Consider the following 18,111-nt stretch of genomic DNA (forward strand, 5'->3'; position numbering starts at 1 on the left):
GAAGATGGCTGGCGCGTATGATCAAATTAACGCTTAACGTTAAGGATTAACGTATGATCCTGAGTTTCAGATGTGCAGAAACCCAGGCTCTGTTTGAGTCAGGAAGCTCCAGACGCTGGGCCAACATTCTCAATGTGGCCACGCGGAAGCTGACGATGCTGAATGCAGCCGTTGAGCTGCGCGACCTCCGCTCTCCACCAGGCAACCGGCTGGAGCAGCTACAAGGCAATCGAGCAGATCAACACAGCATCAGAATCAACGATCAATGGCGAATCTGCTTTGTGTGGACTGCCGCTGGTCCTACACAAGTCGAGATCGTCGACTACCACTGAGGAGGTGGCAACATGGCTATCAACGGCATGCGCCCCGTTCACCCTGGCGAAGTGCTACGCGAAGAGTTTCTTGAGCCGCTGGGCATGACCCCAGCCGCACTTGCTCGCGCTCTGCATGTGTCGGCGCCGACCATCAATGACATCGTACGGGAGCGTCGTGGCATTACCGCCGATACGGCTATTCGTCTAGGCCGCTACTTCGGCACCTCAGCTCAGTTCTGGATGAACTTGCAGACTGAGTATGCACTGGCGGCAACTTACGCCGAGTCTGGTGCAGCCATCGAGCAGGCCATTGAGCCGCTTCAGATAGCGAGCTGACCAATCCGGCACACGTAGACCTGAAGCAGGTTGGCTAACGGGCGTTCGCCTGATCGCTGAAACGATTGTCACCGTCGATAGAGGTAGCGTCATGTCGCACCCATCCTTGCAGATCAAAAAGGCCTACTTCGCCAAGGTGCGTCGTTCCAGCTACATCGCCAGCCTGCGCTTGGCGGGTTTTCAGGTCACGCCTGCCGATGCGGAACGCCCATTACCTTCACGCGAAGCGGTATTGAGCCAACTTCGTTCCAAGGGCAACTGAAAGGGACAAAAAGCGGGGCAAATAAAAAGGGGTTAGCTTTCGCTAACCCCTTGAAAAATATGGTGGCTACACCGGGACTTGAACCTGGGACATCAGCATTATGAATCCGCTACGAACCGCCCGGCTGAGCCAGAAAGCCCCATAAATCGGGATTTCCATCCCTCCCCAAGCTGGCTATACCAGTCCTTTCCAGAAAATTAACGCTCTGTAGTCACCACTGATTTGCTTGCCACTTAATCTTCAGTTAGCCTAAGCATGGCCAATTGCCATGCCGGAACGAAAAATGGATTTTTCTCAAAAACGTGACTTCCTTTATCAGTCTATCTCTGACATCCAGCAAACCATTAGAGCTATAGATGTAAAGATAGGATTTATGTTTGTTGTTCTTCTTCTACCGCTACCGGTACTTGAAGATATATACAAGTGCATTTCGTATTACAAACAATCAAGTCCAACTTTTTTTATCTTTACCATTGCAACCATTATTGCATGGCTACTCTCCTTTTTCTTTCTCATGGTTAGCGTAATAGCTTTATCTTCACCATCATCACATGTACAGGGCGCAGAGAATCTCAAAGGCACCTTTTACGAATCAAACCTGTATAGCTTAAACTCCGTTGACGCCTTTATAAACTTCCCCATTAAGTCCAACCTCAATATAAGTGACATCCTCTCCAATCTTCCGACATCTGAAGACATGCTTCTTCGAGAGCTAGCCTTCGAAAAGGCAAAGCTTGCCTACATTCGAGATATAAAAATCCTAAGGTCATCTTACTGCATTTATCTAGTACCCGTATGGCTCCTAGGTGGAATAACTCTCTGGGCAATCAGCAAAGTCCTATCAGGTAATTAAATTGTTTACTTCAGATCAAGAAGCCCGTCTCAGGCAGATAATTTCTTCTTCACTAGATCGCGCGGAACTTCATTGGAAAAACGGCGGCCATCTATTAGTAGCCAGAGCAGCCTTTGACAGCGCGGAAATGATGAGTGAATCCCTTGAGTCAGAACGCTCCCATATACCGGGACACCCTATAATCAGAGAAGACGAAACAATAATTGATGATTTCATTGCTTTTGTCGCGGATATGCGCAATTCCACTAATCATTTATTGACCGCAATAAGCCCTAAAAAAGCTGATGTCAGCACTCTACAGCGTGTCTTTTATGAAACATCAGCTTTGCTCCCCTCCCTCGCATACACAGTAAAGCTCAATGAAGGCAATGTAACTGAATATCTTGGCGATGGTGTTTTAGCTCTCTTTAAAGTCGATCAGGATAGCCCTAGCAGCGCGATATATTCTGCTCATGACTCAGCTAAAAAGGCTATTGGCCCTATGCGCGACATATTGAATGAAATATTGCGCAAGAGATATCGCCTTCCTGAAATTGATCTAGGTGTGGGATTAGCTTACAGCAAAGCCATTGTCTCCCTTGTGGGACTTCCCCGAGAGCGACACCCCAAAGTATTTGGCGAGTGCGTTTACCGTGCAACAAAACTCTCAGGCGGAATCAATGAGGTTTGCGTAGACGACAAGGTTCGCGCGATTTGGCCAACATCAAAGAATGGTCTAATCAGCTTTAGAACGAAAATCTTTAAAGATGTCCCAGGCCACATCGTCTATCGAAAAAAAGAGTAATCCGCGACCTCAAACCTATATCCAATTTAAAATAGCGCGACTCTCAATTGCACTCATAGCCAGTTACGCTCTTTTATTGCAAGCTCTCTGACCTTATTGAAATACATTCATTTCTAGAGCGGATTGAAATTGTTTGAGGCGTTACAGAAGCGGTCGCCGCTAACACTGCATTTACTGCGGAAATACTCTTTGGCGCGCTTGCGGCACTCCCGGTATTCGAGGCTACCACTGCGCTCGTTCATGCAGACGGTAGAGAAGATGATCTTATTGTTCTCCGTCATCCAGGTGAACGGCTTACGGGTCTTGTAGATCTTGAGCCCTTGCCGCGTCTCGCTGGTGTAGTAGCCTGTTTCTTGTCTCTGCGCTGCATTCGCCAGGCCAGAGGTGAGGATTGCGAGGGACAAGGTGGCAAGGGTTACTGCAGTTCTCATGGTCTTCACACTTCCTTTCTGTGTCGGCGGGCATACCAGCGCCTAGCTACTTCTCGGGTGATCGCTATCCCGCGTTTGGATTGGTCAAGTTTCGGTTGGCTTCGTCAAATTCTGGGCTGGTCTGGCCTATCTCCGGCGCAATCTCGCCGCTGACCATCCACCAGCGATAGCTCGGATACAAGGCACCCAGCGCTTCTATCTCGTCCGTACTGATCCGTACATCCTTGTTGTAGAGCACCGTTCGCCATCTATTCGAGCCAATAGGCGTCTCTCTAACGAGCCGATCCATGCCAGCCATAGAGGCAACCGTTCTAACGCGCTCGTTTATTGTGCCCATTTCGTATAAGTATTTTGATCAAATAATTTGAATTTTTAGAAAGCAATTCATATGCTTTGTTCAAGTATTTTGACTCAAGTATCTGAGTCGAACGTTTGGACGAGTATAGGGCAAAAGCTATGGAACAGTCTGGTGTAGTGGGGCTTTCGATTTCGGGAGACGCCCAACGCGTAACGGATTTCCGCGACGCACCGTTCTGCACGAAATACGTGCTGGCTCAGCTCCTGGGCATGGAGCAAATCACCGAAGACGTGGTGCGCGGCTGGATCGAAAGCCACACCGTCCCGACCGTGAAAATCGGCCGTCACCGCGTCATCAACCTGCACCGCATCCGCCGCGACCTCGACCGAGGCAAAACCATCTTCTGCGCGGGGGATTACAGCGATGACTAAGACCGCCTACATCGTTGAGACCTGCACCCTCCACGGCGCAACCAAGCAACGCCGCTGGCACCGCGTCCACACCGGCCCGAACAAGGCCGACTGTGCTGCCTATATAGAGCGCGTAATCGCTGACCTGCCGTCCGGCCCTGGTCGCCACTGGGGGCTCACTCAGGAACGCGCCCGCGACTTCTACCGCGTCCGTGGTGTGAGGGCTGCCGCATGAGCCGCAATCACCAATCTTTCTATGAGCGCGTAGAGCGCGATCTGGCTCGCCTCGACCGCCTCAAGTCTTCTGATCGGGGCGTCTTGGAATCCCTACTGTTCTACCTGCTCGGCTACATCGAAGGCTTCCATGAGGCTGGAGCCATTTCCGGTAACGAATGTGGCCGCCTTACTCAGCGTGCCCGCGCTGCTGCTGTGGTTTCCGCAAAGCCCGAGGTGTCAGCCCATGACCAACCCGAGCCAGTACCTGCTAGCGCACCACAAGGATTGCGGCTGCCAGAGCTGCTTTGCCCGCAATCCGCAGGGCAAGGCGTTCGCCTTTCGCCGTCACCCGCACGCCGAGAACTGCGACTGCTCTGTTTGCTGGGTAAACCGAAACTGGGAAGCGCCCGTTGGCGCCACCTCCCCGTCCACACCCTGCGCCGAATGCCGCCCCGCGCAATGGTCGTTGGTAAATGGTCGGAGGACATTTTTGACGCCGGCCTTTATCTGCTCGAAGCACACGCCGTCGAGCCGACCGCCGAAGTACTGGCACGTTGTGAGCGACACCGGCAAACCAACGCCCTTCGTGCCCCTGCGCGAACCGTTCGAACTGGTGGGGTGAGCGCATGACCGTCTCTTTCCGTGTTGGCCGCTATCTGGTCGCCCTGCTCTGGCACGCATTCCCCTATCTGTTCATCGGGTTTGCTGTCGGTTCGATCTTCTCGACGTTGCAAGTCGTCAAGGTGATGGAATCGGTAGACGACTACTTCTATCAGGCAATCGCCAAGGTCGTTCACCAGTGCGCCCCCAGCGATCCGGCCAACGCCGCCGATGCTGAACAGGTCAAGGGCCGCGCTCCCGGCTCGTCGGATCACGCTTCACCGATCCGGCGAACGGAAGCACGGGCGGAGCGCACCCTTGAACGCCCACCACCCTGAATAGCCTCTGCTCGAGAGTGTGGGGCAGCTCCACCGCCCCGCGCTCCCGAGCCCTCGGCGGCAAGAGTGGGATGACAAGGGCAAAGCCCTTGGTGTTAACCAACTAACAGGCTGCACAAGCGGCAACTGAAACCCCGGCAAGTCGAGAGCCACCCTCGGGCAAAAACGAAAGTTTGCCCGTGCGGGATCGCTCGGCCTGCTGAAAGGCAAAACCGCGCAATAACGCGCAACTAAGCGAGGAAACACAAATGGCACGTTCGACTATGGAAGTTGCATTTCTCGGCACTCAGATGACCCAGGTGGATGACACCAAATACGCCAAGGTCTTCTACGGCGACGAACCGGACGGCAAGACCGAACACGGCCTGTCCATCATCGGCATGGCTATCGCTGAAGACGCCGCCGACGAAGTATTCGCAGCCGGCGCCCAGTTCGCCCCGCTGGAGCTGGTGCGTATCACCTTCGACGTGGCACGCGGCGGCCAGAACAAGGGCAAGAACCTAGCTCTGCACATCGAAGCCGTGAACCCGAAAGGCCAGGCCGCCAAGCCTGCCGCACCGCAAGCCACCCAACAACAGCCCAAGCCGACCGGCACCCAGCCGGACGCGGCCAAGGCCTGACGGGAGGGCGCCGCCGTGCTGATCGTTGATCGCGTGCTGTGCGACTGCTGCGGGCAGCCCATGGGCCAGCTCTACAACCAGTCCGCCCCCCAGCCCGACCTGCTGCCCGATCTGAACAAGGCGCCCGCCCTCGTGATCTGCCCCGACTGCATCGCCATGGCTGAGGTCGTCCGCGACCCCAGCCTGGCCGAGTAAGGGGGCTGTATGTCGGTCGTTGCCGTTCAAGTGTGCATGCAGTGGACCACCAACGCAGATGCGTCGGTGTCCTGCTCGCAGTACGGATGGCAACAGGCCTACCTGATCCCTCCCGAGGCCGCTGGCTATGTAGACATCTTGGTCTCAGGGGGATTTTCGCCAGAGGCGTTCGGCATTGGTTTTGGCGGAACGCTCATGGCGTTCGCAATCGGCCTTTCCGGTGGATTGGTCGCATCAGTCCTACGACGCATGAGGTAACAACCATGAAACAACTGAAAACCCAGCTGCAAAACGGCGCCACCGCTTTCGGTCGTGCTCGTCGCTTCGCCCGCAACGCCTGCATCGGCGCTGTCGTCTCCGTCGCAACCGTCCCGGCCTTCGCCGCTGTGGTCGACACCGCTGCCATCCAGACCCAGATCCAGGAAGGCCAGGCCGACGCCAGCACCATCGCCGGCTACATCGCCCTGGCACTGGCCGTTCTGGCCTGCGTCGGCGTGGTGTTCTCCATGCTGCGCAAAGCCTAAGGGCCTGGGCCAATGCTCTGGTCAGTGATGCTCGGCGCCTTCATCGCCGGAGCCTTCATCACCGGCTTTCGAATCGGCGAGTTCTTCTGACCAGCAGAGCCGTTGCAACAGACCCCGCTTCGGCGGGGTTCTCTTTGGATGCTGCCATGAACGACGAGTTGTTTATTTCTGCAGCCCACCGCCCGGGCGCTGTGTCTCATGTTCCTCAACGGGGTGTGAGGATGCGTTATCGCGCTTGGGTCACTGCGGCAGCTTTGCTGCTTTCTTTGCTCTGCTCTCAGAGTGTTAGTGCTGAAGATTACTACTGGCGGGTTTCTGCGCAGGCACAGCATTTTACCTCTGCGTCTCCGCGCGGCGCATGTGACCAATATATGTCTTGGCTGGATGGTTACTCCCCGAAATACACCCACTCAGTTACTGATATGGTTCTGCTGTCATCTGTGAGGTTTCGTTGTGTTTATGAAGCTCGCGGCAAGGCAGGAACTGATGTTGCTGGCGTTGTTTCATCTAATAACGCAGTCCACGTAGATCGTCAGGGCACTTCTTGCCCATCAGGCACAACCTACAATCCTGGCAATGGTGTTTGCGAAGCCCCACAAGTTCCCAACGGAGAAAAGTGCGGTGAAGAATTCATTGGCGGCGCCACGATTCCCAAAATCAAAAACGCCCAAGGTGAATGCGTACCCTTCCGCGAAGCGGATAAGCCTTCTCAGTGCAAGCATTTCGCTGAGTCCACCCGTTTTACGACCACCGTCGTCGCCGTCGATGACAACGGCAACCCCATCCCGCCGCCGCCTATTGTTCAGCAAGGTTGCGTAGCCAACGTTCTCGACTTCAGCCATTGCAAAGCACCTGCCCCGAAGAAGACCGGCACCATCAGCTTGGGCCCTGCCCCGGTCGAATGCCGAGTAGCGGTCAACTTCACCGGTGAAGTCGCAGACGGTACGCCGCCTGTATTTGCCCCGCCACCAGTCGAGCCGGGTGATATATGCCCTGAGGGTGAAGAATGCCTCCCGCCTGACGCGCCTATCGTCAACGAAAAAGAACCCTGCGTGTATGTCTTCGTGCAAGACAGCCTTGGCGGTCACCTGGCGTGCAAGTCCTCGGACTACTCCGGCAAGCCAGGCGATTACACCAACTGCGGCACCGCCAGCCACGTCAATGGCGGGAAGTTCACCTGCCACGGCAAGAACCCGAGTTCTACCGGGACCATGACCGACACCAAGGTCGAAACCAAGCAGAACGCTGATGGTTCCACCACTACGACCAAGACCGATACACAAACCAAGGTCGTTTGCTCGGGCGTTGGCTCCTGCTCAACCCAAGTTACGACCAACGTCAGCCACACCACCAAAGATGCCAATGGCAACGTCACCTCCGAAAGCTCCAAGTGCGTTGGACCTAATTGCAGCAGCTCAGGCGGCATCAAAGATGGCTCCGGCACTGGAAACGGCAATGGCGATGGTGACGGCGAAGATCAGGATAGCGAAGGCCCTGCAGGGCCTACTCGTGGTCTCCAGCAAGGCGAAGTCGGCAGCTTTGCCGAAGGCCTGAGCGAGTGGGATCAGCGCATCGCTGACGCCCGCGCCGAACTGGACCAGAAACTGGGGGAATACAGCGCCCTGTTCAAGGGCGTGTTCGACCTCAACCTCAGCGATAGCAGCGGCTCGCTCCCTTGCGAAGTTTTCTCCATCAGTACCGGCGGTGTCTCCCTGCGCATCTGTCCGGCCGACTACTCCGACCAGCTCTCCTACCTGCGCTACGTGCTTCTCCTGGCCGCCGTCGCCCTGGCCGCCATCATCGTCCTCAGAGGGTAACCACCATGCTCGATTGGCTTTCCGGCTTTCTCGATCAAGTCCTCGCGTTCTTCCAATTCGTATGGGACTTCCTCAGCTCCGGCATCTACACCTTCGTCAAAGACGGCTTGGTCCTGCTGACCAAGGCTGCCATCTACTCCTGGGTACAGATGCAACTGCTCGCCCTGGAAGTGGCCTATGAAGCGGCCCAAGGGGTCATGCAAGACATCGGCTTGGCCGAAGCCGTGCGACAGCGCTGGGGCGCCTTGCCAGCCGAAGTCGTCAGCGCGCTCAACTTCTTCGGCATACCTCAAGCGCTGAACATCATCTTCTCAGCGCTCTCCACCCGCTTCGCCCTCAAGTTCGTACCGTTCATAGGGCGCTAACCATGTCGATCAAAATCCACCACGGCCCCAACGGCTCTTACAAGACCTCTGGCGCGATTCAAGACGACGCCGTGCCCGCCCTCAAAGAGGGTCGATTGATCATCACCAACGTGCGCGGATTCACCCTGGAGCGCGTGCTGCAGGTCATGCCTGATCTGCCCGAAACCGTCGACATCATCAACCTCGACCTTGAGCAGCAAGCCGACATGGAGCGCATGCGCACGTGGTTCCAGTGGGCACCCCGCGGCGCCTTCATCATCTTTGATGAAACCCAGCTCGTCTTCCCCAAAGCCTGGCGCGAACGCGATCTGGAGCGCTTCGATTTCCCAGGCGGTTCCGAAGCCGCCCAAGCCGCTGACCGGCCCATGAACTGGCTCGACGGCTGGACCCGCCACCGCCATTGGAACTGGGACGTGGTGCTGACCACCCCCAACATCAGCTACATCCGCGACGACATCCGCATGACCTGCGAGATGGCTTACAAGCATTCCAACCTCGCCGTCATCGGCATCAAAGGTCGCTACAAGGAGGCCCAGCATGACGCCCAGCTCAACCGGCCACCCGCCGAAGGCACCATCATTGAATACAAACGAATCAAGCCCGACACCTTCCGGCTCTACCAATCCACCGCCACCGGAAAGGCCCAAGACACCAAAGCCGGAAAGAGCCTGCTCAAGTCGCCTAAGCTACTTTTTCTACTGGCATTTATTGCCTGTCTGTTTGTCGCTCTACTATCTCTTGGCACACCTAAGTTCGGCTCTCCTGGCGGCGCTCAAGCCCCTGCGAAATCTGCTCCTCCAACTACTTCGCCCGGTGTGGCGAGCCCTGCGCTTCCTCCTGATACGCGCACTGATCCTGCTGGTGATCTTCTGGTTAACGAGCCGCCTGATGTACTGGCTGGTGAGCTGAACCACCCCTACGCACCTCGCACCTTTGCCGTTCGTGCCGTCATGGTTGCCAACGTCGATGGCCAGATTCGCGAGCTTGGCCAGTTCGATGTCATCGATGCTGATGGCCAGATTCTGCGCCAGTCACTCAGCGAACTACGCAACCTGGGCTATCTGGTGCGCATCCTCGGCCCTTGCGTCGTACACATCAGCCACCCCATGGGTTACGTCGCAACAGCCCTTTGCCCTGGCCGCCCCCAGCAACGAGATGCCTCCGGCACTCGGCAGGATCTCAACGGCATTTCTGCCGCAGCAGCCATCGGCTCCACAAGCACCAGCAAGCCCCCTCCTACGGTTAGCGCTGTACCAGTGAACGTTGTTCCCAACAGCGAATACGCGGCGAGGCCGTGGCGGTGAGCGCGCCGCGAGCGAGCGGTTCAGTTCAGAGGGAGCGAGCGGCGCGCACGCCGCTGACGTCCCTGTAGCACGTCAGATAAACCGATTTTAGTAACCACGTTACACCAGAGAGATACAGAGAATGAGTGCACCAAAGGACTACTACCGCATTGATATCGAAACGGGGAAAGAGAACCCGAAAAGTCGTTTGTTCTGTGATCCTCGGGCGGGTGGTTTCGTGGATCTGTCCGGCGTTCGAATCTTGGCCTGTAGCGTCGATACCGTCCGCCAGTTGTATCGGGGTCTGATCCGCCCGGAAATCATGTGTCTGTTCGACAAGCCAGGGACCATCGTTGACTTCGCTGGCCAGCGTTGGCACTCGGGTCGTGTCAGCAAGGATTCTGGCTACCAGTACAAGCTGCAGAATGCCGACCTGGGCATCATCCTGCTGGTGAAGAACTTCAACGCCAAAATCGAGAACATCGGGCCACACCTGAAAATCGAAGTGTCTCCCCACGCCATCGACCAGTTCTGCCCCGAGCGCCTGCAGGAGCGCCTGGACTACTACGCCAGCCACGTCCTGACCAACGTTGAACGCAACCAATGCGCGGTCCACCTCGCGCTAGACCTGCAGGGCTGGCAACCTCCCGCCGATCTGGTCGCCCGCATGCACTGCCGTGCACGTGCTGCCCGAGATATCTCCGGCATCAAGGAAATTCAGTGGACGCTTGAGTCTGCCACCTACGGTAAAGGCCAGTCCTACCTGTTCGGCTCCGCTGGTGGTGTCCAGCTGGGTATCTACAACAAGACCGAACAGGCCCGCTCCATCGACAAACTCGACTATTGGGAAAACGTCTGGAAGCGTCGCGACAGCTTCGACGAAGCCGACCCGGACAACTACAACCCCGAGCAAGACGTGTGGCGCGTAGAGCTGCGTTACCACCACTCAGTCATCCAGCAATTCGCCTCCGGCTCGTTCGATCTGCACAGCGGCGAGACCATCGAAACCAACAGCTACGCCGCCTTTGCCCCGCACCTAGACGGCCTTTGGCGCTATGGCCTGCGCCAGTTCAAGCTGCTGGCTCGCCCTGGCTACTTCGAACCCATCTGGACGCTCATCCGTGACGATGTGCGCGTCGATCTGCCGGTCGATTCCCTCGTCGATGAAACCGAGTACAAGCGCCAATACAAGACGTCTCGGGGCTTCTCGGGGAAGAACGTCGAGCTATTCCTGGGAAACTTCGTCAGCCTGCTGGCACGGGAGCGAGTGGGCGCTAGGCGAGCATTTCACCGCCTCAAGGATTGGGAGTGCTGGCCGGTGATCCGTGACCACTATGCCGCCAAAGGCATGGATGAGGACGGGCTGTATAAGCACATCAAAGGCATCTTGGAAGAACGCCATGTACGTTGGGGGCGTGCTGTATGACGGCCAGAAAAGACGGCAACACCTGGACCGCTGACTTCTACGAAAACGGTCGCTCGGGTCGCCGTATTCGCAAGAAGGGTTTCAAGACCAAGGCCGCAGCCCAGCGCTATGAATCGGAGTTCTTCGCCAGCCTCCACGCTACCGGCCGGCCGCTTGATGATCGCCTGTCTGATCTGGTGACGCTCTGGCATGACCTACACGGCTGCTCACTCAAGGATGCCAAGCATCGTCTTGCACGCACCCTGGCCACTGTCGAACGCCTCGGCAATCCGATGGCTTCCAACTTCGATGCACTCGCCTGGGCACGCTATCGCCAGACACGCCTAAAGGACGTCAGCCCGCACACCGTCAACCATGAACAGCGCTACCTGTCGGCGGTCTTCTCCGAACTGATCCGCCTGGGTGCCTGGGTCGGCAACAATCCGTTGGCCAAGGTTCGTCAGATCAAGACCGACCAGACCGAGCTGACGTTTCTGACGCTGCAACAGGTCGAACAACTGCTGGAAGAGTGCAAGCGCTCGACCAACAACCATACCTACCCGGTTGCGCTGATCTGCTTGGCCACTGGCGCTCGATGGGACGAAGCGGAATCCCTGCCACGGGGTGCGCTGTTCGGCGGTAAGGCCCACTTTCACCGGACCAAAAACCGCCAGTCCCGATCGGTGCCGATCCCTAAAGAGGTCGAAGAGATTGCGTTAAAGGTGGGGATGCCTGGGAATGGTCGGTTGTTCATGCCTTGCCGGTCGGCATTCCGATCTGCTTACCAGCGCTGCGGCTTCCACACTCCTGGCCAGATGACCCACATTCTCCGGCACACCTTCGCCAGCCACTACATGATGGGCGGTGGTGACATCCTGGGTCTGCAACGCATCCTCGGGCACTCCACCATCGCAATGACCATGCGTTATGCACACCTGTCACCGAATCATCTGGAATCAGCGCTTCGGCTCTCTCCGCTTGCTCAAAGTGGGGTAAATGTATGAAACAGACTTGTATTGCTTGGCATGGATGCCTTATGAAAGCCAAACGGCAAACAATAAGGACATCAACGGACCATCATGGAAACGGCAAATACGCCAGAAGAAAGCCCACTGGCTCAACTGCGATCGCGCTCCTGGCATTGGTACAAATCGCTCCAGCCGAATCAGCGAGCATACTTCAACGCCTTAGCTTTATTCGCGGTCTGTCTGCCTTTCAAGCAATTCAACTGGGAGATTTACAAGGCGTTCGCAGCATTTGCGGCCTTTTATTGGGGTGCGGCTATGCTTGCTGACCTCACCATCGCCTATAAAGCAATCGTATCTACATTGCTGGGCAAGCTCGTTCTCGTTGGCATTTTCGCCACTGGAGCAAACGTTACTATCGCCAGCGCTGCACAGGTTGTTAACGGGTTCACCGGAGTCGATCCCAGTCAGTTTGTGCATACCATTGCTTTCACAAGCCTTTTGGCTACCCCACCTTTATTGCTTCTTTTTTCTATCGCAGCCCTAATTCTGGGGGCAGGTGTTATTGCCATTTTTCTGATGTTCAACCTGCTAGACGAAAATGCACGCGTGATGATTTTTCCTTGGTACAAGGAAGGCAGCACTGTTCGCTATAGGGGCATCACTGCTTTTGTTCAGGTTGCAGGCCCAATAGCCTTAATTCTCGTTGTTTACAGCTGGTATCAGGTCGGAGCAGATGCCTACAACGACTTATTGGAAAGTACATCCAAATGGTTTTTGTACAACTTTGAGATGTACCAGCATGCACAGTGCCCTCTGCAAGAGGGGCAACGCGTCGCTTTTCTAGGTGGTGATCAGGTGCTGATCGCGAGCAAGGTGGGGGATGAAATCACTTTTGCCGTTCAAGGGTGCATATCGGCTGTAGGCAAGCCGTAGTCACTTCGTAGTCACTACCCTAGAAACGACAAAGGGCTAGCCGAAGCTAACCCTTTGAAAAATATGGTGGCTACACCGGGACTTGAACCTGGGACATCAGCATTATGAATGCTGCGCTCTAACCGACTGAGCTATGTAGCCAACGGCGCGCATTGTCCGCGTCTCGCCTACCGCTGTCAACCCCAGATCATCGATAAATTTACGTTTTATCAAGCGGTTAGGCTTCCGCGCTGGCAGCTCGTGCCTGGGCTGGTTTCCGCGCCTGCCGCTCACAACCAAACCGTCCGAACGGCGCTTGCGGGGCGATCAGGCGATACCGGAAAATTCGCCTCCAGCAGGCTGCAGCGCCGACGCGCTGGCCAACGAACCAGGAGAATACCTTGAGAGCGAGAGACGATTTCGACGATCTGCGCGCGGAGCGCGATATGCCGACGCACTACCGCAACGAACCGAACCGCTTCGCCGGGCTGTGGAAACAGATTGCGCTTGGCATCATCGTCGGCTACGGCGTGCTGGGTATCGTCAGCGCGGTTGCCTGGATGGTCATTGCGCGCCTTATGCTGGGCGATGTGTCCATCACGCTGCCGTAACCATCACACCCGCGCGCACCGGCGCACGGGCGATGGGGTTTGGCGCTTGCCATCGCCTGCCCGTCTCTTCATCCTGCCTTACTGTTCACGCATACGAGTCCCGTCATGACGCCCATCCAGAATATCGGCCTGGCGCTGTTCGTCTTGCTTTCCATCGGTATCGCCATCGGTCACAGGACCGACTGCGGCGATGGTCGCGTGGTGGAAACCTATCTGGCCAGGGGTCTGGCCTCGCAGTTGCTGGGGCATGATCTTTGCCAGCAACCCTGAATAACCCTTCATTAAGGAAGATGAGATGAAAAAGCTCGCTTCGCTTGTCGGCTGTGGTCTGCTCGGCGCCTGCGCCAACCTCGGCTCGCAGCCCCCAGTGCCGGTGACCTCCCCCGTGGTGCAGGCCTTTCGCGATATCTGCCTGCAGACGGCGCCGAGCTTCGCCGAAGCGCATAGCGTGGCGCGCCAGCACGGCATCACCGAGATGACCGACATGGGTTTCGCCACCGTCGGTTTCAATGCGGACAAGAGCCTGAGCATTCAGGTGAAGGTCAGCCATGAATGCGTGGTGACCAGCGAGCCGCAGCAGGATGAAACGCTGACTCGCCAGTTGCTGACTGCCGCTGCGGTCAACGCCGGCACCACGGTGCCGCGCAGGGTGCCGGTGAAGATGATGATCGCCGGGCAGCCGTTCATCCTGACGCATGATCGCCAAGGCGGTGAAGCCTTCGTGATGATGAAGCCGGAGTGAGGGGATCGCCGTAGGGCGGATGACGCCTTATTCATCCGTCGGCTTTGAAAGATGATCCACCCGCGGCCAATAAGCGCTACAGCCCTGCGTAGGAGCCCCGCCCCGGGGCGAAGCTTTTGCGGTGTTCATGCGATTCGCCGCGGGGCGCGGCTCCTGCAGGGTGATGCAGTGCCCGCTGCGTTCGCGGCGAGACGCCGCCCCTACAGTGTTTTGCCTGGCCGCGTGGCCAGCAGCAGGCCGCCGAAGATCATCGCTGCACCCAGCCAGTGGTAGAGCTGCAGGCTCTCGTTCAACAGCACCCAGCCGAGAAACGCGGTGAATACCGGCATGACGTAGTTGGTCAGAGCCGCCTTGGCGGCGCCGACCACGCGAATGCCATGGTTCCAGGCCAGGTAGGCCAGCAGCGAGGCGAACACGGCGGTGTAGGCGATGGCCGAGAGGTTGGCGACGTTCAGCGCCAGGTGCGCGCCCTGGCTCAGCTCGTATAGATAGAAGGGCAGGATCAGCGGCACGCCGAGCAGGATGAACACGCCTAGCAGGGCCAGCGCTGGAATCGGCTGCAGGTAGGCGGCCCAGCGCCGCAGCAGCAGCGAATACAGCGCCCAGTCCACCACCGCCAGCAGCATGATCAGGTCGCCCTGGTTGAAGGACAGGCTGGCCAGGCGGCTCCACTGCCCCTGGCTGATCAGCACCGCCAGGCCCACCACGGCCACCAGCATGCCCCACCAGGCACGGCGCGCAGGCCACTCGTTGAGCAGCAGCCCGGCGCCAATGAAGGTCACCAGCGGCAGGCAGGTGTTGACCAGCGAGATATTGATGGCCGCCGTGGTTTGCGCAGCGCTGTAGAGCAGCGAGTTGTAGCCGGCGATGCCCAGGCAGCCGAGCACCAGCAGGCGCCAGCCGGCCTTGGCCACGGCCGCGCGATGACGCCACAGCGGCACGGCCACGAACGGCAACAACAGCGCCAGCGCCAGGCACCAGCGCCAGAATGACAGGGTGAACGGCGCGATTTCGCCGGCGAAGGCACGCGCCACCAGGGCATTGCCGGACCAGCAGAGGTTGGCCAGCAGCAGGCCGAAGAAGGCCAGCGAGCGGGAATGGTTGAGTGTGCTCATAAGGCAAGCGCCACCGCTGCAGGGCGGCATTTATCCAGAAGGGGTTTGGCCGGTTGTGCGCGGTCACCGAGCAGGCAGTGCTGAGCGATCATTGCATAGCTTCCGAATCAGGCGGCTTTGCACCATACGGAGGCATTGAAAGCTTGGCAAGGTTGCGGGACGGACGCGAACCCTAGGGAGCGCCGTGCGCACCAGTCATTCGGCACCAGTCGATTCGAAGGCACTGTGCGCGGACATACACGGATGCGCGTCAATCCTCGGTGCGCACGGCGCATCCTACAGCGGGACGCTCGTCACTACCGGCGGCGCAACGGGCGACTCAGCAGCCAGAGAATCAGCAGCACGCCGGCCAGAATCACCAGGCTGACACCCCACTGCAGCGGCCCGGCCAGACGGAACAGCTCGGCAGGATGCAGGCTGGGAGCGCGGAGCATGCGCACCTCGGCGGCAGCGCCGGTGGTGGGTATGTCGGCCAGGCCGTCGCCGTCCAGATCCGGCAGGCTGCGGATATGGTCGAGCAGCGCCTGCCACTCCTTGAGCTCCTGTACGCCTTCGGTTTCCGGGTCCTGGTCGACGATGGCGTCTTCGATGCGCGGCAGTGGACGGCCCTCGGCATCCTTGGGGATGACCTCGAGCAGGCCTTTGGTCAGGTCCGGCACCAGCCAGGTGAAGCTGCCGACGTAGCTGGTCGCCCCGATGCTGTAGAGGCGCGTGTCGTTCAGATCCAGCTCGCGGTAACCCCTGACCGGATCGCCAATCTCGATGCGGCTGACGCGGTCGAACGGCACGCGCCAGGGGTTATAGCTGAAGCGCACGCCAGACACACGCGGGTAATAGCTCTGGCTGTCGCGCAACTGATAGGCGAGCAGCAGCACCTCCAGCAGCGACTTGATTTCGCGGGCGCTGACGTAGGCCTTGATCATCGGGTAGCCGGGCTCGTCATCGAAATGGCCGATACCCAGCGGCGCGATACGGAACAGGTCGGACACGTCCTGCACGCCGTTGCGTCCCTTGAGCAGGTCGTCGCGGATGGTGCCGTTGCCGGTGAAGGCCAGGTCGGCGTCCACCGCATGACGCAGGGCGTCGGTCACCAGATTGGCCAGGGTCTGGTCGCTGAAATCGCGGCCCAGGCTCTGGTCGACCTTGGCCAGCGACTGGTCGAAGCGATAGCCCTTGGGCGCCAGCATGCGCTCGCTGACCACCTGCTTGAAGTCTTCCACCTGGGCGGTGATCGCCTCGTCGCCAGCGATACTGTCGTTGATCGGATGCAGGCGATAGTCCCGCACCCGCGGCACGCCGTCGGCGCCGAGGGTCATGCGCAGTTCGCCGAGGTACTGGATTTCCGAGCCGGCCTGTACCACCGGGGTACGGCCGTTGACCAATACCGGCTGCGGCAGCGCCACATGCGAGTGGCCGCCAACGACGATATCGATGCCGGGCACCTGCTCGACCAGCTCCACTTCCTCGCCGCGCCAGCGGCCATCGGCCTGCTGGGTGACGCCCATGTGCGAGAGCAGGATGACCACCTCGGCGCCCTCCTCGCGCAGCTTGGCCACGGTTTCCCTTGCGGTGGCCACCGGGTCGGCGAAGGTCACCGGTTTGATCATCGGGCTGACCGCCACGGCGTTGTTGCCGAGCAGGCCGAACAGACCGAAGCGGATGCCGCCACGTTCGATCAGCTTGTACGGCAGGATGCGCCCGGCCTCGGCGTGCGCCTGCAGGCTGTCATCGGCCTTGCTCGCCGGATCGAAGCGCATGTTGCTCGACAGCAACGGCAGCAGCGCATCGCCCTTGGCCTTGTGCGCGGCGCTGATCATCGCCGCGAGGCCGGCGGGGCGGAAATCGAATTCATGGTTGCCGATCACCGCGGCGTCGTAGCCCAGCTCGGTCATCAGGCGCAGTTCGCTGCCCATCTCGCGGGCGATGGTGTGAAACAGCGTGCCCATGGTGAAGTCGCCGCCATCGAGCAGCAGCAGGGGTTCGTCACCGGCTGCTGCGCGGCGTTCGTTCAACAGGGTGGCCAGGCGCGCGACGCCGCCTACGGTGTCGTCATCGTTCAGCGTCGCCGGGCTGTACTCGTTGTAGGGGCCGAAGCCGAGCAGACGCGACTGCCAGTCGTTGCTGTGCAGGATGGTGAAACTGCGCTCGGCAGCGACCAGCGGCGCGGCGGCAAGCAGGCCGGCGAGCAGGAATGAGGAAAACAGGCGCATGGACGATCCTTGACGATGACTGCGCACAGTATGGAGCAGGCCATTACGCCAGGCAGCGACCGATCGGGACGCACTTTGTCGCCAATCGAGTCAGGCATTCATTGCCCCAGGTCAGCACGGCAGAACGCCACAGCGACTAGGCTCAAAGCAGGACAGCGAAGCGGAGAAGAGCGATGGACCACTATCACCTGATGCTGGTGCTGCTGATCGGCGGATTCCTGTTGCTGGGAGTCGGCTTCAACTTTCGCGAACACGAATGGGGCGTGCGAGTGCTGGGCCTGGGCGTGTTGCTGATGCTGGTGCCGATTGCGCTACGGGTGCATCTGGCGTTGGCGTAGGTTGCGCCATGCCATCGAGCGATGATGGGGTCGCGATTCGTTCGGCACGGCGTTGTGCAAAGCCGGTGCGCGCGGCGCACCCTATGGGTCGCGTGGTTGCATGCACATCGTAGGGTGCGCCATGCGCACCAAGCGATATTGAGGGTGTCGCGATTCGTTCGGGC

General features: G+C 58.6%; 25 protein-coding genes and 1 tRNA gene. 21 read left to right on the top strand and 5 right to left on the bottom strand.

Features of this window, described 5'->3' with window-relative positions; translation table 11 throughout:
• Positions 1–53 precede the first annotated feature (53 nt).
• The 5 genes from BLS61_RS02625 to BLS61_RS02640 all read left to right on the top strand — a co-directional run bounded on the left by BLS61_RS02625 (position 54) and on the right by BLS61_RS02640 (position 2,549).
• Positions 54–332, top strand: coding sequence for a type II toxin-antitoxin system RelE/ParE family toxin (locus BLS61_RS02625; protein ID WP_090426965.1), 279 nt, complete (start codon positions 54–56; stop codon positions 330–332).
• A 12-nt stretch (positions 333–344) separates the two neighbouring features.
• Positions 345–650, top strand: coding sequence for a HigA family addiction module antitoxin (locus tag BLS61_RS02630; RefSeq protein ID WP_090426968.1), 306 nt, complete (start codon positions 345–347; stop codon positions 648–650).
• A gap of 91 nt (positions 651–741) precedes the next feature.
• Positions 742–912: a YhfG family protein gene (locus BLS61_RS02635; protein WP_090426970.1), complete on the top strand. Its 171-nt coding sequence runs from the start codon at positions 742–744 to the stop codon at positions 910–912.
• 283 nt (positions 913–1,195) lie between these two features.
• Positions 1,196–1,765, top strand: coding sequence for a hypothetical protein (locus BLS61_RS23325; RefSeq protein WP_139205527.1), 570 nt, complete (start codon positions 1,196–1,198; stop codon positions 1,763–1,765).
• A gap of 1 nt (position 1,766) precedes the next feature.
• The gene (locus tag BLS61_RS02640) at positions 1,767–2,549 is read left to right on the top strand and encodes a nucleotidyl cyclase domain-containing protein (protein ID WP_090426973.1); all 783 of its coding nucleotides are present in this window, start codon (positions 1,767–1,769) and stop codon (positions 2,547–2,549) included.
• A 113-nt stretch (positions 2,550–2,662) separates the two neighbouring features.
• Here BLS61_RS02640 and BLS61_RS02645 read toward each other — a convergent pair whose 3' ends face one another.
• Together BLS61_RS02645 and BLS61_RS24040 are read right to left on the bottom strand one after the other, a co-directional pair.
• Positions 2,663–2,980, bottom strand: a complete 318-nt coding sequence (locus BLS61_RS02645; protein ID WP_090426977.1) for a hypothetical protein — start codon at positions 2,978–2,980, stop codon at positions 2,663–2,665.
• A 64-nt stretch (positions 2,981–3,044) separates the two neighbouring features.
• Positions 3,045–3,218, bottom strand: coding sequence for a hypothetical protein (locus BLS61_RS24040; protein WP_341844474.1), 174 nt, complete (start codon positions 3,216–3,218; stop codon positions 3,045–3,047).
• A 218-nt stretch (positions 3,219–3,436) separates the two neighbouring features.
• Between BLS61_RS24040 and BLS61_RS02655 the strand changes: the two genes are divergently transcribed.
• The 12 genes from BLS61_RS02655 to BLS61_RS02725 all read left to right on the top strand — a co-directional run bounded on the left by BLS61_RS02655 (position 3,437) and on the right by BLS61_RS02725 (position 12,952).
• On the top strand, positions 3,437–3,709 hold the full coding sequence (locus BLS61_RS02655) for a MerR family transcriptional regulator (protein ID WP_080558732.1): 273 nt from the start codon (positions 3,437–3,439) through the stop codon (positions 3,707–3,709).
• 439 nt (positions 3,710–4,148) lie between these two features.
• Positions 4,149–4,526: a lysogeny maintenance protein PflM gene (gene pflM, locus BLS61_RS23330; RefSeq protein WP_139205528.1), complete on the top strand. Its 378-nt coding sequence runs from the start codon at positions 4,149–4,151 to the stop codon at positions 4,524–4,526.
• Positions 4,527–4,530: 4 nt separating this feature from the next.
• Positions 4,531–4,842: a hypothetical protein gene (locus BLS61_RS23730; RefSeq protein WP_208598766.1), complete on the top strand. Its 312-nt coding sequence runs from the start codon at positions 4,531–4,533 to the stop codon at positions 4,840–4,842.
• A 248-nt stretch (positions 4,843–5,090) separates the two neighbouring features.
• Entirely contained in the window at positions 5,091–5,462 is a 372-nt protein-coding gene (locus tag BLS61_RS02675) for a hypothetical protein (RefSeq protein ID WP_090426980.1), read from the top strand.
• A 15-nt stretch (positions 5,463–5,477) separates the two neighbouring features.
• Positions 5,478–5,657, top strand: a complete 180-nt coding sequence (locus BLS61_RS02680) for a hypothetical protein (RefSeq protein ID WP_017361246.1) — start codon at positions 5,478–5,480, stop codon at positions 5,655–5,657.
• Positions 5,658–5,920: 263 nt separating this feature from the next.
• The gene (locus BLS61_RS02690; RefSeq protein WP_090426986.1) at positions 5,921–6,181 is read left to right on the top strand and encodes a major capsid protein; all 261 of its coding nucleotides are present in this window, start codon (positions 5,921–5,923) and stop codon (positions 6,179–6,181) included.
• A 146-nt stretch (positions 6,182–6,327) separates the two neighbouring features.
• The gene (locus BLS61_RS23335; protein ID WP_139205529.1) at positions 6,328–7,998 is read left to right on the top strand and encodes a hypothetical protein; all 1,671 of its coding nucleotides are present in this window, start codon (positions 6,328–6,330) and stop codon (positions 7,996–7,998) included.
• A 5-nt stretch (positions 7,999–8,003) separates the two neighbouring features.
• Positions 8,004–8,363: a DUF2523 family protein gene (locus BLS61_RS02705; protein WP_090426994.1), complete on the top strand. Its 360-nt coding sequence runs from the start codon at positions 8,004–8,006 to the stop codon at positions 8,361–8,363.
• 2 nt (positions 8,364–8,365) lie between these two features.
• The gene (locus BLS61_RS02710) at positions 8,366–9,667 is read left to right on the top strand and encodes a zonular occludens toxin domain-containing protein (protein ID WP_090426997.1); all 1,302 of its coding nucleotides are present in this window, start codon (positions 8,366–8,368) and stop codon (positions 9,665–9,667) included.
• A gap of 121 nt (positions 9,668–9,788) precedes the next feature.
• Positions 9,789–11,072: a hypothetical protein gene (locus BLS61_RS02715; protein WP_090427000.1), complete on the top strand. Its 1,284-nt coding sequence runs from the start codon at positions 9,789–9,791 to the stop codon at positions 11,070–11,072.
• Positions 11,069–12,055: a phage integrase gene (locus BLS61_RS02720; RefSeq protein ID WP_090427002.1), complete on the top strand. Its 987-nt coding sequence runs from the start codon at positions 11,069–11,071 to the stop codon at positions 12,053–12,055. Before BLS61_RS02715 ends, BLS61_RS02720 begins: the two co-directional genes overlap by 4 nt.
• 75 nt (positions 12,056–12,130) lie before the next feature.
• Positions 12,131–12,952, top strand: coding sequence for a hypothetical protein (locus BLS61_RS02725; protein ID WP_090427005.1), 822 nt, complete (start codon positions 12,131–12,133; stop codon positions 12,950–12,952).
• Between the two features lie 64 nt (positions 12,953–13,016).
• Here BLS61_RS02725 and BLS61_RS02730 read toward each other — a convergent pair.
• Positions 13,017–13,093: transfer RNA gene (locus BLS61_RS02730), tRNA-Met, on the bottom strand.
• A 239-nt stretch (positions 13,094–13,332) separates the two neighbouring features.
• Between BLS61_RS02730 and BLS61_RS23340 the strand changes: the two genes are divergently transcribed.
• From BLS61_RS23340 to BLS61_RS02740, 3 genes are all read left to right on the top strand, one after another.
• On the top strand, positions 13,333–13,542 hold the full coding sequence (locus tag BLS61_RS23340) for a hypothetical protein (RefSeq protein ID WP_139205530.1): 210 nt from the start codon (positions 13,333–13,335) through the stop codon (positions 13,540–13,542).
• Positions 13,543–13,647: 105 nt separating this feature from the next.
• Complete coding sequence (locus BLS61_RS23610) at positions 13,648–13,812, top strand: hypothetical protein (RefSeq protein ID WP_090427008.1); 165 nt, start codon at positions 13,648–13,650, stop codon at positions 13,810–13,812.
• 25 nt (positions 13,813–13,837) lie between these two features.
• Positions 13,838–14,284 carry a hypothetical protein gene (locus BLS61_RS02740; RefSeq protein ID WP_090427011.1) on the top strand — a complete coding sequence of 149 codons (447 nt, stop codon included), beginning with the start codon at positions 13,838–13,840 and terminating at the stop codon, positions 14,282–14,284.
• 200 nt (positions 14,285–14,484) lie between these two features.
• Here the strand turns inward: BLS61_RS02740 and BLS61_RS02745 are convergent, their stop codons facing one another.
• Both BLS61_RS02745 and BLS61_RS02750 read right to left on the bottom strand, forming a co-directional pair.
• Positions 14,485–15,399: a DMT family transporter gene (locus BLS61_RS02745; protein ID WP_090427013.1), complete on the bottom strand. Its 915-nt coding sequence runs from the start codon at positions 15,397–15,399 to the stop codon at positions 14,485–14,487.
• 296 nt (positions 15,400–15,695) lie between these two features.
• On the bottom strand, positions 15,696–17,609 hold the full coding sequence (locus tag BLS61_RS02750; RefSeq protein WP_090427015.1) for a bifunctional metallophosphatase/5'-nucleotidase: 1,914 nt from the start codon (positions 17,607–17,609) through the stop codon (positions 15,696–15,698).
• A gap of 173 nt (positions 17,610–17,782) precedes the next feature.
• Between BLS61_RS02750 and BLS61_RS23615 the strand changes: the two genes are divergently transcribed.
• A complete protein-coding gene (locus BLS61_RS23615) occupies positions 17,783–17,947 on the top strand; it encodes a hypothetical protein (RefSeq protein ID WP_167358694.1) in 165 nt (54 codons plus the stop codon).
• The last annotated feature ends 164 nt before the right edge of the window (positions 17,948–18,111 follow it).

The organism is Ectopseudomonas guguanensis (genome assembly GCF_900104265.1).
GTDB lineage: Bacteria > Pseudomonadota > Gammaproteobacteria > Pseudomonadales > Pseudomonadaceae > Aquipseudomonas > Aquipseudomonas guguanensis.

What these genes read in the sequence shown, in the direction of transcription:
- BLS61_RS02655 (WP_080558732.1), top strand. Translation starts at nt 3,437, where the DNA reads ATGGAACAGTCTGGTGTAGTGGGGCTTTCGATTTCGGGAGACGCCCAA.
- BLS61_RS23335 (WP_139205529.1), top strand. Translation starts at nt 6,328, where the DNA reads ATGAACGACGAGTTGTTTATTTCTGCAGCCCACCGCCCGGGCGCTGTG.
- BLS61_RS02690 (WP_090426986.1), top strand. Translation starts at nt 5,921, where the DNA reads ATGAAACAACTGAAAACCCAGCTGCAAAACGGCGCCACCGCTTTCGGT.
- BLS61_RS23615 (WP_167358694.1), top strand. Translation starts at nt 17,783, where the DNA reads ATGGACCACTATCACCTGATGCTGGTGCTGCTGATCGGCGGATTCCTG.
- BLS61_RS02720 (WP_090427002.1), top strand. Translation starts at nt 11,069, where the DNA reads ATGACGGCCAGAAAAGACGGCAACACCTGGACCGCTGACTTCTACGAA.
- BLS61_RS02675 (WP_090426980.1), top strand. Translation starts at nt 5,091, where the DNA reads ATGGCACGTTCGACTATGGAAGTTGCATTTCTCGGCACTCAGATGACC.
- BLS61_RS02630 (WP_090426968.1), top strand. Translation starts at nt 345, where the DNA reads ATGGCTATCAACGGCATGCGCCCCGTTCACCCTGGCGAAGTGCTACGC.
- BLS61_RS23730 (WP_208598766.1), top strand. Translation starts at nt 4,531, where the DNA reads ATGACCGTCTCTTTCCGTGTTGGCCGCTATCTGGTCGCCCTGCTCTGG.
- BLS61_RS02750 (WP_090427015.1), bottom strand. Translation starts at nt 17,609, where the DNA reads ATGCGCCTGTTTTCCTCATTCCTGCTCGCCGGCCTGCTTGCCGCCGCG.
- BLS61_RS02710 (WP_090426997.1), top strand. Translation starts at nt 8,366, where the DNA reads ATGTCGATCAAAATCCACCACGGCCCCAACGGCTCTTACAAGACCTCT.
- BLS61_RS02725 (WP_090427005.1), top strand. Translation starts at nt 12,131, where the DNA reads ATGGAAACGGCAAATACGCCAGAAGAAAGCCCACTGGCTCAACTGCGA.
- pflM (WP_139205528.1), top strand. Translation starts at nt 4,149, where the DNA reads ATGACCAACCCGAGCCAGTACCTGCTAGCGCACCACAAGGATTGCGGC.
- BLS61_RS02625 (WP_090426965.1), top strand. Translation starts at nt 54, where the DNA reads ATGATCCTGAGTTTCAGATGTGCAGAAACCCAGGCTCTGTTTGAGTCA.
- BLS61_RS02715 (WP_090427000.1), top strand. Translation starts at nt 9,789, where the DNA reads ATGAGTGCACCAAAGGACTACTACCGCATTGATATCGAAACGGGGAAA.
- BLS61_RS02645 (WP_090426977.1), bottom strand. Translation starts at nt 2,980, where the DNA reads ATGAGAACTGCAGTAACCCTTGCCACCTTGTCCCTCGCAATCCTCACC.
- BLS61_RS02705 (WP_090426994.1), top strand. Translation starts at nt 8,004, where the DNA reads ATGCTCGATTGGCTTTCCGGCTTTCTCGATCAAGTCCTCGCGTTCTTC.
- BLS61_RS23610 (WP_090427008.1), top strand. Translation starts at nt 13,648, where the DNA reads ATGACGCCCATCCAGAATATCGGCCTGGCGCTGTTCGTCTTGCTTTCC.
- BLS61_RS02745 (WP_090427013.1), bottom strand. Translation starts at nt 15,399, where the DNA reads ATGAGCACACTCAACCATTCCCGCTCGCTGGCCTTCTTCGGCCTGCTG.
- BLS61_RS23325 (WP_139205527.1), top strand. Translation starts at nt 1,196, where the DNA reads ATGGATTTTTCTCAAAAACGTGACTTCCTTTATCAGTCTATCTCTGAC.
- BLS61_RS02635 (WP_090426970.1), top strand. Translation starts at nt 742, where the DNA reads ATGTCGCACCCATCCTTGCAGATCAAAAAGGCCTACTTCGCCAAGGTG.
- BLS61_RS02740 (WP_090427011.1), top strand. Translation starts at nt 13,838, where the DNA reads ATGAAAAAGCTCGCTTCGCTTGTCGGCTGTGGTCTGCTCGGCGCCTGC.